Origin of the sequence: Asticcacaulis tiandongensis (assembly GCF_006475605.1) — a bacterium.
Classification (GTDB): domain Bacteria; phylum Pseudomonadota; class Alphaproteobacteria; order Caulobacterales; family Caulobacteraceae; genus Asticcacaulis; species Asticcacaulis tiandongensis.
The window spans coordinates 25,819-39,087 of sequence record NZ_SSBC01000020.1; the positions used below are offsets into that span (position 1 = coordinate 25,819).

General features: G+C 57.7%; 16 protein-coding genes. 13 read left to right on the plus strand and 3 right to left on the minus strand.

The window, feature by feature from the left end; all coding sequences use genetic code 11:
* Positions 1 to 107: 107 nt before the first annotated feature.
* The gene (locus E5201_RS12485; protein ID WP_140986534.1) at positions 108 to 740 is read right to left on the minus strand and encodes a nitroreductase family protein; all 633 of its coding nucleotides are present in this window, start codon (positions 738 to 740) and stop codon (positions 108 to 110) included.
* Between the two features lie 90 nt (positions 741 to 830).
* Here E5201_RS12485 and E5201_RS12490 point away from each other — a divergent pair, with 90 nt between their 5' ends.
* The 6 genes from E5201_RS12490 to E5201_RS12515 all read left to right on the plus strand — a co-directional run bounded on the left by E5201_RS12490 (position 831) and on the right by E5201_RS12515 (position 4,988).
* Entirely contained in the window at positions 831 to 1,457 is a 627-nt protein-coding gene (locus E5201_RS12490) for an NUDIX domain-containing protein (protein WP_140986536.1), read from the plus strand.
* An 11-nt stretch (positions 1,458 to 1,468) separates the two neighbouring features.
* The gene (gene cysE / locus E5201_RS12495) at positions 1,469 to 2,296 is read left to right on the plus strand and encodes a serine O-acetyltransferase (protein WP_140986538.1); all 828 of its coding nucleotides are present in this window, start codon (positions 1,469 to 1,471) and stop codon (positions 2,294 to 2,296) included.
* 5 nt (positions 2,297 to 2,301) lie between these two features.
* Complete coding sequence (gene argE, locus E5201_RS12500; RefSeq protein WP_140986540.1) at positions 2,302 to 3,465, plus strand: acetylornithine deacetylase; 1,164 nt, start codon at positions 2,302 to 2,304, stop codon at positions 3,463 to 3,465.
* 111 nt (positions 3,466 to 3,576) lie between these two features.
* The gene (locus E5201_RS12505) at positions 3,577 to 3,789 is read left to right on the plus strand and encodes a ParD-like family protein (RefSeq protein WP_140986542.1); all 213 of its coding nucleotides are present in this window, start codon (positions 3,577 to 3,579) and stop codon (positions 3,787 to 3,789) included.
* Positions 3,786 to 4,559 (plus strand): type I methionyl aminopeptidase, encoded by a 774-nt coding sequence (gene map, locus E5201_RS12510; RefSeq protein ID WP_140986544.1) that lies wholly within the window; start codon positions 3,786 to 3,788, stop codon positions 4,557 to 4,559. Before E5201_RS12505 ends, map begins: the two co-directional genes overlap by 4 nt.
* Before the next feature lie 228 nt (positions 4,560 to 4,787).
* Positions 4,788 to 4,988 carry a DUF3126 family protein gene (locus E5201_RS12515; protein WP_140986546.1) on the plus strand — a complete coding sequence of 67 codons (201 nt, stop codon included), beginning with the start codon at positions 4,788 to 4,790 and terminating at the stop codon, positions 4,986 to 4,988.
* A gap of 161 nt (positions 4,989 to 5,149) precedes the next feature.
* Here E5201_RS12515 and rpmE read toward each other — a convergent pair whose 3' ends face one another.
* The gene (gene rpmE, locus E5201_RS12520; RefSeq protein ID WP_140986548.1) at positions 5,150 to 5,374 is read right to left on the minus strand and encodes a 50S ribosomal protein L31; all 225 of its coding nucleotides are present in this window, start codon (positions 5,372 to 5,374) and stop codon (positions 5,150 to 5,152) included.
* Between the two features lie 134 nt (positions 5,375 to 5,508).
* Between rpmE and E5201_RS12525 the strand changes: the two genes are divergently transcribed.
* The gene (locus E5201_RS12525) at positions 5,509 to 7,350 is read left to right on the plus strand and encodes an ABC transporter transmembrane domain-containing protein (protein ID WP_140986550.1); all 1,842 of its coding nucleotides are present in this window, start codon (positions 5,509 to 5,511) and stop codon (positions 7,348 to 7,350) included.
* A 107-nt stretch (positions 7,351 to 7,457) separates the two neighbouring features.
* On the opposite strand, the gene E5201_RS12530 is transcribed toward E5201_RS12525, so the two are convergent.
* Positions 7,458 to 8,177: an alternative oxidase gene (locus tag E5201_RS12530; protein WP_140986552.1), complete on the minus strand. Its 720-nt coding sequence runs from the start codon at positions 8,175 to 8,177 to the stop codon at positions 7,458 to 7,460.
* A 185-nt stretch (positions 8,178 to 8,362) separates the two neighbouring features.
* On the opposite strand from E5201_RS12530, the gene E5201_RS12535 reads away from it, so the two are divergent.
* The 6 genes from E5201_RS12535 to ccoP all read left to right on the plus strand — a co-directional run bounded on the left by E5201_RS12535 (position 8,363) and on the right by ccoP (position 13,111).
* Complete coding sequence (locus tag E5201_RS12535) at positions 8,363 to 8,785, plus strand: group III truncated hemoglobin (RefSeq protein ID WP_140986553.1); 423 nt, start codon at positions 8,363 to 8,365, stop codon at positions 8,783 to 8,785.
* A 242-nt stretch (positions 8,786 to 9,027) separates the two neighbouring features.
* Positions 9,028 to 9,738 carry a sulfite exporter TauE/SafE family protein gene (locus E5201_RS12540; protein ID WP_140986555.1) on the plus strand — a complete coding sequence of 237 codons (711 nt, stop codon included), beginning with the start codon at positions 9,028 to 9,030 and terminating at the stop codon, positions 9,736 to 9,738.
* 91 nt (positions 9,739 to 9,829) lie between these two features.
* Positions 9,830 to 11,320 carry a cytochrome-c oxidase, cbb3-type subunit I gene (ccoN, locus tag E5201_RS12545; RefSeq protein WP_140986557.1) on the plus strand — a complete coding sequence of 497 codons (1,491 nt, stop codon included), beginning with the start codon at positions 9,830 to 9,832 and terminating at the stop codon, positions 11,318 to 11,320.
* Positions 11,321 to 12,064: a cytochrome-c oxidase, cbb3-type subunit II gene (ccoO, locus tag E5201_RS12550; protein ID WP_140986559.1), complete on the plus strand. Its 744-nt coding sequence runs from the start codon at positions 11,321 to 11,323 to the stop codon at positions 12,062 to 12,064.
* Complete coding sequence (locus tag E5201_RS12555; RefSeq protein ID WP_140986561.1) at positions 12,061 to 12,213, plus strand: cbb3-type cytochrome oxidase subunit 3; 153 nt, start codon at positions 12,061 to 12,063, stop codon at positions 12,211 to 12,213. Before ccoO ends, E5201_RS12555 begins: the two co-directional genes overlap by 4 nt.
* A complete protein-coding gene (gene ccoP / locus E5201_RS12560; RefSeq protein ID WP_140986563.1) occupies positions 12,206 to 13,111 on the plus strand; it encodes a cytochrome-c oxidase, cbb3-type subunit III in 906 nt (301 codons plus the stop codon). Before E5201_RS12555 ends, ccoP begins: the two co-directional genes overlap by 8 nt.
* Positions 13,112 to 13,269: the final 158 nt, after the last annotated feature.

Genomic DNA, 13,269 nt, shown 5'->3' on the forward strand with positions numbered 1-13,269 from the left:
AGCAAGTAGATGCCCCACCACCCCCGCGATAAATCGCGGCGGTCCCCCTCCCCAGCAAGCTAGGGAGGAGTGAAGGAAGGATAGCCAGGGACAGGGAGGGGGAGCGGTCAGGCTTGCCAGAAGCTGACGCGTTCGGTGTAGCTCGGGCGGTCGCGTTCAAGGGGGGCTTCGGTCGGGGTGCCGAGGAAGATAAACCCGGCCACCTCTTCACCATCTTTGAGGCCTAACAGGGCCTTGGCATCTGCGTCATAGGCATACCAGTCGGTGATCCAGTTGGCCCCGTAACCCAGCGCACCGGCGGCAATCAGCAGGTTCTGGCAGATGGCGAAGGCGGAGCCCATCTGCTCCCATTCCGGAATCTTATGCGGTTTGACCGGCGAATAGATCACCAGCAGGGCTTCGGGCGGTGTGGAGAGTTTTAAGAGCGCACCGGCGGCTTTTTTGTCGCCACGGCTTTCGGCCAGCGCTTTCAGTTTTTCAACCAGTGTGGCTTTGGACTGAGGGGTGAAGCGGACGATGCGCCAGGGCCCGATCTTGCCGTGGTCGGGGACGCGAAAGCCGATTTTGATCAGCAGTTCAATTTCATCTTCGGACGGGGCGGGCAGGCCAAGCGTCGGGGCCGGTGCCGAGCGGCGGCTGAGCAGAAAGCGCAGGGTGTCAGCAGAAGGTGTGACCGGCAGTGGGGTGCCAAAGGCAATCGGCGACAGGTCAAACTCAGACAGATCAATTTTGTTAGTCATAAAAGGTCTTTCGGGTCACAAATACGATCAGGCTACCTTATATAGGTATGGTGCGTCACCCCTACGAATATAATATTGAAAGTAATTCGCATGACAGATAAGCGCCTGTTGCCTGAGTGGGACACACCGGAAAAAGAGGCCGGACGCCCGCGCTGGCAGACTCTGGCGACTGAGACGGTTTTCAAAACGCCGTGGATCGCGGTTGAAAAACACAACACCATTGCGCCGACCGGACACAGATCCCCCTATGGCCTGATACGCTTTCAGGCGCGTGCGGTCGGTGTATTGCCGCTGCATGCGGACGGGACGGTAACGCTTGTGGGGCAGATGCGGTATCCGTTTAACGCCTACAGCTGGGAAATGCCCGAGGGCGGGGTGCCGTTTGACGAGGCCGCCCTTGAGGGGGCCAAGCGGGAACTGGCGGAAGAAACGGGGCTTAAGGCCGAAAACTGGCGCGAAATACTTAATTTCGATATGTCCAATTCGGTAAGCACTGAGGTGGCGACCTGCTTTCTGGCGTGGGGCCTGAGTGCGGGTGAAACGGCACCGGATGAGACGGAACTGTTCGAATCGGTGCGGATTCCCTTCAAAGACGTGCTGAATGCTGTTATAAGCGGTGCAATAAGAGACTCCTTAACGGTCGTTACCGTATTAAGGGTGTTTCATATGGCGGCGACTGGTGAGCTTCCTGAGGAACTCGGTCGCCTGATACGATAACCGGAGTGCGCATGGCCCAACCGTTTGAAGTCATCACCCCTGAGGATAAGCCGGTCTGGCTTACGCTGCGTCAGGAGGCCTCGGATGCGCTGGCGTCCGAGCCGTCTCTGGCGTCGATGCTGCATTCGACCATACTGTCGCATGACGATCTGCCGAGCGCCCTGTCCTATCATGTGGCGCGCAAGCTGGGTGATGACAGCATTCGCGGTATGACCCTGCGGGAAATGGTGCGCAAATATTACGCCCGTGACGAGGCGCTGGTGCGGGCGGCGGAAGCTGACCTTCAGGCGGTCTATGATCGCGATCCGGCGGCCAAGGGCTATTTGCAGGCCTTTATGTTCTTCAAGGGCTTCCTGTCGCTTCAGATTTACCGCATTGCCAACCGTTTGTGGCAGGATGAGCGCTATACGATGGCGCATTTCCTCCAGAGCCGCGTGTCGGAGCTGTTCCAGATCGATATCCACCCCGCTGCGCGTATCGGCCACGGGATTTTCATGGATCACGGCACGGGTATTGTGATCGGTGAAACGGCTGTGGTCGGAGACGACTGCTCGATCCTGCATAATGTGACCTTGGGCGGTACGGGTTCGGAACGCGGCGATCGTCACCCGAAGATCGGGCAGGGTGTGCTGATCGGGGCTGGTGCCAAGATACTGGGCAATATCACCGTCGGCGATTTCGCCAAGGTGGCCGCAGGGTCGGTGGTGCTTAAGCCTGTGCCGGAGCATTGCACAGCCGCGGGTGTGCCTGCCAAGCTGATCAATTGCGAAACCTGCTCTGATCCGGCGCGTAGCATGGATCAGACCCTGTCGGATGTCATTTACGACTACGTCATTTAAACGGCATGACTGTCCTGCCTTCGACCCAGACCTTAGGTCTTTTGGGTGACCTGATCGGGTTTGACACCGTATCGGCCAAATCTAACCGCGCCCTGATTGATTATGTGGCCGCTTACCTTAAGGGGCACGGGATCGGGGCGGAGATTGTTCCGTCTCACGACGGCACCAAGGCCAGTCTTTGGGCGACCATCGGGCCGGAGATTGACGGGGGTATCGTCCTGTCGGGGCATAGTGATGTCGTGCCGGTGGACGGGCAGGACTGGTCGAGCAATCCGTTTCTGATGGATATTCGTGACGGTCGGGCCTATGGGCGCGGGGTGGCGGATATGAAGGGTTTTGTCGCCTGTGTTTTGGCCGCGGCCCCGAGTCTCAGCCGTTTGCCGCTTAAGCGGCCCGTGCATATTGCCCTGACCTATGATGAGGAAGTCGGCTGCATCGGTGCGCCGCATCTGCTGAAGTGGTTGCGCAACCAGCCTTACAAACCGGCCATTGCCTTTATCGGAGAGCCGACCTTGATGCGGGTCGTCAATGCCCATAAGGGGATTATGGCGGCGCGTACGGAGATTACCGGCTGCGAGGCTCATTCCAGTCTGGCCCATCAGGGCGTCAGCGCTATTGGTCTGGCGGCGCAGGCGATAGGCATCTTGCAAACCCTTGAGGCTGAGCGGGCGGCGGTACATGCCGATCCGCGTTTTGAGCCTTCACGGGCGACGATATCAGTCAATCTGATCGGTGGTGGGACAGCTATCAATATCCTCGCGGGGCAAGCGTGGTTTGAGTGGGATATCCGCTCGATTCCGGCGGTGGATGCGCATGAACTGCGGACAGAATTTGAGCGGCGGCTGGAACGCGATGTGATGGCTCCGGCGCGGGCAAAGTTTGGCAATGTCGATGCCCACACGCGGGTCTGGGCGGATGCGCCTGCGCTGAAGCCGGAAGACGACGGGGCGGCGGAGGCGCTGGCCAAGCGGATACTGCGGACGAATGAGGTGTTTGCCGTGCCCTATGCGGCTGAGGCCGGGCAGTTTCAGCAGGCGGGCTTATCGACGGTTATTATCGGGCCGGGGTCGATTGAACAGGCGCATAAGGTCGATGAGTTTATTGAGCTGTCGCAACTGGCGGCCTGTGAGGCGTTTTTGCAGGGCCTGATCGTGGAGCTGGTGGTTTAAGAAACCCTCACCCCAACCCTCTCCCTGAAAGGGAGAGGGAGTAAAAGGGCGGCTTGAATTGTGGGTATATGAAGCGTATATGATTTGTATATGTTTTGTGTGGAGCGCCTGATGGGTATTGTGAATATTGATGACGAACTGCATGAGCAGGTGCGGCGGGCGACGCGGGTGTCGTGCCGATCGATCAATGCACAGGCGGCCTATTGGATCAGGGTCGGCATATTGTGTGAAACCAATCCATCGCTCAGCTATGCCGAGATCATGGCGCGTGAACTGAATGCGGCGGGGGTTTCGGCTGAGGCTCTGGTCGCGGCGGACACATGATCAAGACGCCGGAAGAGATTGAGGTCATGGCTGAAGCCGGTCGCCTGCTGGCGTCGGTGTTTGGTATGATTGACACATTGGTGCTTGAGGGGATGAGCACGCTTGCGGTCAATGATCGGGTCGAGCGTTATATTGTTGACGATCTTTCGGCGCGACCGGCGAGCAAGGGGCAGTATGGTTATGAATTTGCGCTGAATGCGTCGATTAATCAGGTGGTTTGTCACGGGGTGCCGTCTGCGGCGGATAGCTTACGCGACGGGGATATTGTCAATTTCGACATTACGCTTGAGAAGAACGGCTTTATTGCCGATTCCAGCAAGACCTATCTGATCGGTGAGGTGCATCCTGCGGCCAGGCGGCTGGTGCAGGCGACCTATGAGGCCATGTGGCAGGGGATTAGGGCGGTCAGGCCCGGGGCACGGCTTGGGGATATTGGCTTTGCCATCGAGCGACACGCCAAACGCAACGGCTATTCGGTGGTGCATGACTATTGCGGCCACGGTATCGGTCGGGAAATGCACGAAGACCCGCAGATTCTGCATTTCGGAAAACCGAACACGGGCCTTACCTTGCGCGAAGGCATGGTATTTACCATTGAGCCGATGCTTAATCGTGGGCGGCGCGGGGTAAAGACCGAGGCCGATGGCTGGACGGTGGTCACGCGGGATGGCACGTTGTCGGCGCAGTTCGAGCATACGGTGGCGGTGACCGCTACGGGGGTTCGGGTGCTGACGTTACGGGCGGACGAGGGGGATAGAGGTAGTAAGTAAGCAAGAAACCCCACCACCCCCGCGATAGATCGCGGCGGTCCCCCTCCCCGCCATAGGCAGGGAGGAGTGAAGAGGGGGCGGCTTTCTGTGGGTGAATGGCGGGGCGGGGTTTGACGCGACGGATGGGGCTGATAAGACCACACACAGATTTTATCCCCGATGATCAAGATTCGTGCTTTGATGCGGCGGTCTAAACTCGCCCGAAAGCCAGACCCAAAAGGACATGTAATGACACCTGCCGATATTGAAAAAGTACAGGCCTATCTGACGAAGACCTTTGGCACCAAGGGGCTTGAGGTTAAGCCGCGTAAACAAAAAGATTCTGCCGAAGTCTATATTGGTGAAGAATTTATCGGCGTGGTCTATGTCGATGAGGATGAGGCCGGATCTTACCTGTTTGAGATGGCGATTTTGAAGGAAGATCTCTGATTGGTTGCCTAAGAAACCCCACCACCCCGATCCTGACGGATCGCGGTCCCCCTCCCCATCACAGATGGGGAGGTAAGAAGGGCATAAAAAAACCGGCCACCTGAGACAGGGGCCGGTTTTTTTATGCGTATCAAGCTGTCGCTTGCTTCTTGAGCCAGAGCTTACTTCTTGAGAAAGCCACCGAACTTGTTGTTGAAGCGCGAAACGCGACCGGCGCGGTCAAGCATGGCGCCTGTGCCGCCCGTCCATGCCGGATGGGTGCGCGGGTCGATGTCGAGGTTCAGGACTGCATCGGCCTTACCGTAGGTCGAACGCGTCTTGTAGGACGAACCGTCGGTCAGGGTGACGGTGATCCAGTGATAATCTGGGTGGCCTTCTTTTTTCATAGCTTGATCCTTAAAAACGTCCGGCCAGCATCTGTGCGAACGCGAAGAAAGGTGGAGGTCGAAAGTAACCGAAGCGGCGCTCATACAGGAAGACCCGTTGCCGTGCAAGCCATAAGCCTGTAAGGAGCGCATTTATGAGTGACACCGTAAATCGTAATGAAGTTCGCAGCGACCGCCCGGGGGCGGGGGCCACACTGAACCGTCAGTTAAGTCAGGAAACAGCCGGGCGTGGTAAATCGCGCGACCTTAAGTCCCTGATCCGGTTGTGGCCCTATATTGCCCGTCAGAAGGTCGATGCCTTTTTCGCCCTTTTGTTTGTGTTGGTGTCAACGGGGGCGACCTTTTCGCTGACCGGGGCGTCGCGGCTGCTGATCGACGAAGGTTTCGGGTCACGCGATGCTGATCAGCTCAATTTCTGGTTTCTGGTGCTGGGGGGCGTGGCGCTGGTGCTGGCGCTGGCGACGGCACTCAGATATTTTTTCATTACCAAACTGGGCGAACGGGTCGTTGCCAATCTGCGCAAGGATGTGTTTGGCCATATCTTAAGCCTTGATCCCGGCTTTTTCCTGAAAATCCGTACCGGCGAAGTGGTGTCACGCCTGACGACCGATCTTCAGATCGTCGATACGCTAGTGTCGACCTCGGTATCGATGGCGCTGCGTAACGCGATCAATTTCATCGGCGGTCTGATCCTGCTGATGATCGTCAGTCCGAAGCTGACGCTTCTGGTGCTGTGTATCTTTCCGTTTGTGCTGGTGCCGCTGTTTACCTTTGGGCGTCAGGTCGGCAAGCTGACGCGGAAAACGCAGGACAGCTTTGCCGATACGGTCGGGGTGGCCGGCGAAAGCCTTGATGCGCTTGAGACCGTGCAGGCCTTTGTGCGTGAAGATCAGGTGCGTGGCAAATTTTCCGGCGGCATCGAGACGGCGTTTGGCCTGTCGCTCAAGCGCATGGGCGCGCGGGCGATCATGACGGCGCTGGTGATTTCGCTGGTGTTCGGCGGGGTGGCCTTTGTGCTGTGGCTGGGGTCGCGGGCGGTGATCACGGGTGAGATGACCGAAGGTACGCTGATTCAGTTTGTCATGCTGTCGGTACTGGTGGCCGGTTCGGTCGGGTCGCTCAGTGAAACCTGGGGCGATGTGCAAAAGGCGGCGGGCGCTATGGTGCGCATCGATGAGCTGTTGCAGGCAGAGCCAGGCATTCGGGCACCTGAAGAGCCGGTGGTGTTGGCTCAGCCGGTGCGCGGTGATCTCAGTTTTGTCGATGTTGATTTTGCCTATCCGTCACGGCCTGATCAGCCGGTCTTGCAGGGCTTTACCCTTGAGGTGAAGGCCGGTGAGACGGTGGCGCTTGTCGGGCCGTCTGGGGCGGGCAAGTCGACGGTGTTCAGGCTGTTGCTGCGATATTATGATGCCGATCAGGGTCGTGTGGCGCTGGATGGCATCGACATCCGCAGCCTTGATCCCAAAGACCTGCGTGAAGAAATATCGCTGGTGGCGCAGGATGCGGCGCTGTTTTCCGGCTCGGCGCGCGACAATATCCGCTTTGGGCGGGAAGCGGCGACGGAGGCCGAGATACGTGAAGCGGCCAAACGGGCGCAGGCTTTGGGCTTCATTGAGGCCTTGCCAGAAGGGTTTGATACGCCGCTGGGCGAGCGGGCGAAATCGCTGTCCGGCGGGCAGAAGCAGCGCCTGTCGATAGCGCGGGCCTTGGTGCGTCAGGCACCGGTGCTGTTGCTCGATGAGGCGACCTCGGCGCTGGATGCGGAGAACGAGCGTCTGGTGCAGGCGGCGCTGGATGAGGCCATGGACGAGCGGACGACGCTGGTGATCGCGCACCGTCTGGCGACTGTGCTAAAGGCTGACCGGATTGTGGTAATGGATGAGGGCCGCGTCGTTGAGGTCGGCACGCATGATAATCTGGTGAGGCAGGGCGGGCTTTATGCGCGGCTGGCGAAGTTGCAGTTCGGGGCGTAGATAAGATACCCCACCACCCCGATCCTTACGGATCGCGGTCCCCCTCCCCAGCAAGCTAGGGAGGAGTGAAGAAAGATCGCGCCCCTCAACGGCAAGGGGGGGGAGGTTTAGACGGCGGGGGTGGTGAGCGGGTCGGACAGGTCGGTTTCGTGCTCAGGGTAGGGGGCGACCTTGGAGACATCCATAGGCTTGCCGCTCAGTTGGCTCGAATAGCCATGATTGACATCTCTGTGGTGGGCTTCGTCGGCGCGGACGACCAGAACCACGTCACGTAAGGTCGCATTATCCGGCAGTTTCCAGTAGCGTTTGGCAATGTCGGGCGCGGCGACGTCTGGGCTGCGACCGGACTCGATTTCAGCCAGATACTGGGTGTAGCTGACGACCGCTTCTTCCTCGAAATAGCCGACGACGCGGTGGGCGGTTTTCGGTGACACGACATAGAGCAGGAAGAAGCCAACGAAGAAGAACCACTGAACGACAATGATCAGGGCGCGTTCCAGCCAGTTCGGTTGGGCGACCTCAATGAAGGTCATCAGGTGCATACGCTCGTTTTCCGCTTCTTCCATCAGGGTGCGTATCCAGCCTTCGTCATCCTTCATCAGGCGCAGGCATTTCAGATGGGTCAGCATGGCCCCGACCATGCCGGGAACGGCGGCGACGGTTTCAAGCACAATCGCGCGGTGGCCATAACGTTTGGCAAAAAACGTATCAGCAAAAAAGCGCAGCATCTTGGTAAAGCCCAAGGCAAAGCGGTCAGAAAAAGAGGTGGGGGTATGATGTACGCCAGCATCAACCGGAGGAGCGACAGATGAGGGTGCAACAGACATGGAGTTCTCCTTAATGTCATTTCGGGGTTAACCTGAAAGCGGTTGTCCTGTGGATGAATATGGAGCTTTTGGTCTGGCTTTACGATGCGACGAAGCGTCCATATAGGTCAGGGAGGCATTATGTCGCGGTTGAGTATAGTCAGGTTTAAGGATAGGTCAGCACACGAAACCGAGAGGAGGAGCTTATGTCCGATTATGCCCGCGAGGCGCGTCAGCGTATCCGCGACCAGGCGGCGGCTATGGGGATTGATGAGGCCTTCATCTCGCAACTGGTCGATGAATTTTACAGCCGCGTGCGTCGTCACGGGGTGCTGGGGCCGATTTTCAATGCCCGCATTGATGACTGGGATGAGCATCTGGCGCTGCTGAAATCCTTCTGGGCCTCGGTGGCGCTCAATGCAGGGGTGTATTCCGGCAAGCCGGTCGTTGCACACCGATCTTTAAGCGAGGTCGAGCCCTGGCATTTCGGGGTGTGGCTGGGGCTGTTCGAGCAGACACTCAAGGATATTGCCCCGACGCCGGAGGCGGTAAAATACTTCATGGAGCGGGCGCAGCGCATCGGCGAAAGCCTGAAGCTGGCGATGTTCTTCGATCCGAGCAAGCTATAGGGCGTGTGACGACGCAAGCGCGTCTGTGAGATTTGTTCTCAACTTATGCTTCGTGACAACTTGCCGCATAAGCGTCATCCTATATTCATTTGACACATTTCGGACACGGGCCTAGAGACGTGAATATCAGACGCGAATTTTATAACCGGAAATACGGTTGGAAATATCGCATTCGGTGAAGTTGGCCATCTTGTTGCTTGCGCTATACTTGGGCGCATTGTGCATTTTTTGGATTATGTCCGGTGAATGAAAGTATTGATTGGCTGACCATGTGCGGCGAGATCGTCCGAAGCCAAAATCCCGTACTTTTTGTATTGTTTTTGGCGGGCCTGACCGGCAGTGTCGCCCATTGCCTGACTATGTGCACACCGTTTGTACTTATGCAGAGTGCGCAGCTGCGTGATGAATCCTTTATGGCCCGCTTGCTTTTGCCGTATCACGCGGGGCGAATCACTACCTATGCGGTTTTGGGTGCGGTAGCCGGTGGTGCCTTTTCGCTGCTGACAGGGTTTGCGGGCTTTCAGATACTGACGCGCCTGATGCTGGGGGCGGTGGCGATGATCTTCCTGTTCCTGCTGGCGGAGGGCTTGTTGTCGCGTTTTGGCGTGCGTCTGCCGTTTCGTATGGGCTTCAGGCTGCCGTGTGCGCTGAAGTCGGCGGGACGGCTTATGCAGACGCGTGGAGCGGTTGGTCGTTACGCGCTGGGGCTTAGTCTGGGGCTTTTGCCGTGCGGCCTGATCTTTGCCGCCCTGATGACCGCCGCGACCACCGGTAACGCGTTTACTGGTGCCTTTGCCATGGTGGCCTTCGGTCTGGGGACTGTGCCCGCCCTGATGGGGGTGGGGTTGGCCGGGCAGGGCGTGTTTGCCCGCTGGCCCTCTTTGAAAACGATTTTTGGCATGACCGCGCTTGGGGTCAATGCCGCGCTGTTGCTGGCGCTCAGTCTGAGGTGATGACCTGAGATGCAGCGCACGAGAGATAAGAACACTAAAAAACGAGTATCCGGAATGAGTTTGATGACACTAAAAACCAATGGGAAATCCAATGACTGATATCGCCGTGACATCCGGCGGCGGAAGCCAGCCGACGCAGGCGACTGCGGCAGGTTTGCCGAAGCCGCGCTATAACGACACCCTCATCAAGTATTTCACCATTGCGACCCTGTTCTGGGGCATTGCCGGGTTCCTTGTCGGAATCCTGATTGCCGCGCAGATGGCTTTTCCGCAACTGAATCTTGAGCCTTACCTGACCTTCGGGCGCTTGCGTCCGTTGCATACCTCGGCGGTGATTTTCGCCTTTGGGGGTAACGCGCTTCTGGGGACATCCTATCACGTCGTGCAGCGCACCTGCCGGACGCGCCTGTTCTCGGACAAGCTCGGCTGGTTCACCTTCTGGGGCTATCAGGTGTTTATCCTGATTGCGGGTTTAGGGTATGTGTTCGGCGTGACGCAAGGTCTCGAATATGCCGAGCCTGAGTGGTATGCCGATCTGTGGCTGACCATCGTCTGGGTGGCCTATCTGATCAACTATCTGGGCACCCTGTGGAACCGTCAGGAAAAGCACATCTATGTAGCTAACTGGTTCTATCTGGCCTTTATCGTCACCATTGCCATCCTGCATATCGTCAACAACATGGCCCTGCCGGTATCGCTGACCAGCGTGCACAGCTACAGCACCTGGGCCGGTGTGCAGTCGGCCATGATCCAGTGGTGGTACGGGCATAATGCCGTCGCCTTCTTCCTGACGGCGGGCTTCCTCGGGATGATGTACTATTTCGTTCCGAAGCAGGCCAATCGCCCGATCTATTCCTACCGTCTGTCGATCATCCACTTCTGGTCACTGATCTTCATCTATATGTGGGCTGGCCCGCACCACCTGATCTATACCTCGCTGCCCGACTGGGCGCAGACCCTTGGTATGACCTTCTCGATCATGCTGTGGATGCCGTCATGGGGCGGGATGATCAACGGGATGATGAGCCTGTCGGGCGCCTGGCACAAGCTGCGAGACGATCCGGTGCTTCAGTTCATGATCATTGCGCTGGCCTTCTACGGTATTGCTACCTTTGAAGGGCCGCTTTTGTCGATCAAGGCCGTTAACTCGCTGTCGCACTATACGGAATGGACCGTCGGTCACGTTCACGCCGGTGTGCTGGGCTGGAACGGGTTTATCACCTTTGGTGCGCTCTATTACCTTGTGCCGAACCTCTGGAAAAAGAAGGGCATGTATTCGACGAAGCTGATCTCGGTGCACCTGTGGGTCGCGACGCTCGGGATCGTGCTTTACATCACCTCGATGTGGGTTGCCGGTATCATGCAGGGCCTGATGTGGCGTGCCTATAATGAGATGGGCTTCCTGACCTATTCCTTCGTCGAAACCGTTGAGGCGATGAAGCCTTACTACATTATCCGCATTCTGGGCGGTGTCCTGTACCTCACCGGTGCGCTGGTCATGGTCTACAACGTCTGGAAAACGATCAAGTCTCCGCAATCCGAGTCTGTTGACGCTAATGCGGCCAAAAGCGAGGTGGCGTAAATGTTAGAGAAACATAAGAAAATCGAGCGTAACTCCATGCTCTTGCTGGTCCTGACGGTGGTTGCCGTCTCGATCGGCGGGCTGGTGGAGATCCTGCCTCTGTTCCGTATGCAGATGACCATCGAAAAGGTCGAAGGCGTGCGGCCCTATACGCCGCTGGAACTGGCGGGCATGGAAATCTACAAGCGCGAAGGCTGCACCACCTGTCACTCGCAGCAGATCCGTCCGTTGCGTGACGAGTTGCAGCGCTATGGTCACTACAGCCTTGCGGCGGAAAGCATGTATGATCGTCCGTTCGTCTGGGGCTCAAAGCGTACCGGCCCTGATCTGGCGCGCGTTGGCGGTAAATATTCCGACGAATGGCATGTGGCGCACCTGAAAGACCCGCGCGCTGTGGTGCCGGAATCGATCATGCCGTCCTATGCGTTTCTGGCCAATACGCTGGTGCGCGATTCCAAGATCACCCAGAAGGTGAAGGCATTGCAGGCGCTTGGGGTGCCCTATACGGATGAAATGGTCAGCGAGGCGAAGCGTGATCTTCAGCTTCAGACCCTGCCGAACGAAGACATTGCCGGTTTTCAGGCCCGCTATGGCGACAAGGTGGCTATCCGTGATTTCGATGGCAATCCGAACCGTCTGACGGAAATGGATGCGCTGGTGGCCTATCTGCAGAAGCTGGGGACCGACGTCGATTTCACGACCTATAACCCTGACTATCGCATCCAGAAGGCGGGGGCCAAATGAGCAACGGATTAATGGGCGCGCTTCTGACCCTGACCTTTACCGTGGTTTTCGTCGGTATAGCGATCTGGGCCTACTGGCCGAAGAACAAGTCGAAAATACAGTCGCATGGACAAATCCCGTTCAAGGATGAGGCGGACGATAATGAGTAACAAACCCTCTGATAAGAACTCTGCCAAAAATTCGGCGGATAAGGATATTGATGAACCTACCGGTGTGGAAACCACCGGTCACGAATGGGACGGCATCAAGGAACTGAATAACCCGACGCCGCGCTGGTGGCTGATTGTGTGGATGATTACCATCGTCTGGGCCATCGGTTACTGGGTCGTCTATCCGGCCTGGCCGACGATCAATGGTCACACCAAGGGTATTGCCGGATGGACCCAGTACGGTAAGCTTGAGGCGGAAAAGGCACAGATCGACGCCCGTCAGGGTGAGTGGCTGACGCAGTTCCGCCAGTCGGATTTTGCCACCATCAGTGCCAATCCTGAGGTCTATGAATTCGCCCGCGCCGGTGGTGAGGTCGCGTTCAAGGAAAACTGCGCCGCCTGTCACGGGGCCGGGGGTGAAGGCAAGGTCGGCTATCCGAACCTGAATGACGATGACTGGCTCTATAGCGGTACGGTGGAGGGTATCCATCATACGCTTAAGGTGGGTATCCGTTCAGGCCACCCTGAGGCGCACATCACCCAGATGCCCGCCTATGGCCCTATGCTGAAGGTTGAGGAGATCGACGATCTGGCGACCTATGTCATCGATCTGGCCAAGGGGGACAAGGCGGTGCAGACTCCGGCGCATATTCGCGGGGAAGCCCTGTTTGCCGCCAACTGCGTCACCTGTCACGGTGAAGGCGGAGTCGGTGATCGCAATCTGGGCGCACCAAGGCTTAATGATGCGATCTGGCTTTACGGTGGTGATCGTGAGGCCGTCGTTCAGACCATTACCCATTCCCGCGCCGGTGTCATGCCGACCTGGGAAAACCGGCTCAGTGAAGATACCCTGCGTCAGCTGGCGATCTATGTGCATGGTCTTGGGGGTGGAGAGTAGGTAAGGTGGCGGAGCGGGCGATACTGACGGTATTTGCCCTCTCCGTCGCTGGCCAAAATTAAAAATTTTCGCCGCGACACCTCCCCCGTTCGCGTAACGCACAGGGGAGGATGTTTAAGCGGTGTGTCAAAGCGCCACGGGGTGAAACGGTCGCATGT

Excerpts from the sequence above, each read along its gene's own strand:
- E5201_RS12555 (WP_140986561.1), top strand. The coding sequence starts at position 12,061 with ATGAGCAACGGATTAATGGGCGCGCTTCTGACCCTGACCTTTACCGTG.
- map (WP_140986544.1), top strand. The coding sequence starts at position 3,786 with ATGATCAAGACGCCGGAAGAGATTGAGGTCATGGCTGAAGCCGGTCGC.
- ccoO (WP_140986559.1), top strand. The coding sequence starts at position 11,321 with ATGTTAGAGAAACATAAGAAAATCGAGCGTAACTCCATGCTCTTGCTG.
- E5201_RS12490 (WP_140986536.1), top strand. The coding sequence starts at position 831 with ATGACAGATAAGCGCCTGTTGCCTGAGTGGGACACACCGGAAAAAGAG.
- rpmE (WP_140986548.1), bottom strand. The coding sequence starts at position 5,374 with ATGAAAAAAGAAGGCCACCCAGATTATCACTGGATCACCGTCACCCTG.
- E5201_RS12485 (WP_140986534.1), bottom strand. The coding sequence starts at position 740 with ATGACTAACAAAATTGATCTGTCTGAGTTTGACCTGTCGCCGATTGCC.
- ccoN (WP_140986557.1), top strand. The coding sequence starts at position 9,830 with ATGACTGATATCGCCGTGACATCCGGCGGCGGAAGCCAGCCGACGCAG.
- E5201_RS12525 (WP_140986550.1), top strand. The coding sequence starts at position 5,509 with ATGAGTGACACCGTAAATCGTAATGAAGTTCGCAGCGACCGCCCGGGG.
- cysE (WP_140986538.1), top strand. The coding sequence starts at position 1,469 with ATGGCCCAACCGTTTGAAGTCATCACCCCTGAGGATAAGCCGGTCTGG.
- E5201_RS12535 (WP_140986553.1), top strand. The coding sequence starts at position 8,363 with ATGTCCGATTATGCCCGCGAGGCGCGTCAGCGTATCCGCGACCAGGCG.
- E5201_RS12530 (WP_140986552.1), bottom strand. The coding sequence starts at position 8,177 with ATGTCTGTTGCACCCTCATCTGTCGCTCCTCCGGTTGATGCTGGCGTA.
- ccoP (WP_140986563.1), top strand. The coding sequence starts at position 12,206 with ATGAGTAACAAACCCTCTGATAAGAACTCTGCCAAAAATTCGGCGGAT.
- E5201_RS12505 (WP_140986542.1), top strand. The coding sequence starts at position 3,577 with ATGGGTATTGTGAATATTGATGACGAACTGCATGAGCAGGTGCGGCGG.
- argE (WP_140986540.1), top strand. The coding sequence starts at position 2,302 with ATGACTGTCCTGCCTTCGACCCAGACCTTAGGTCTTTTGGGTGACCTG.
- E5201_RS12515 (WP_140986546.1), top strand. The coding sequence starts at position 4,788 with ATGACACCTGCCGATATTGAAAAAGTACAGGCCTATCTGACGAAGACC.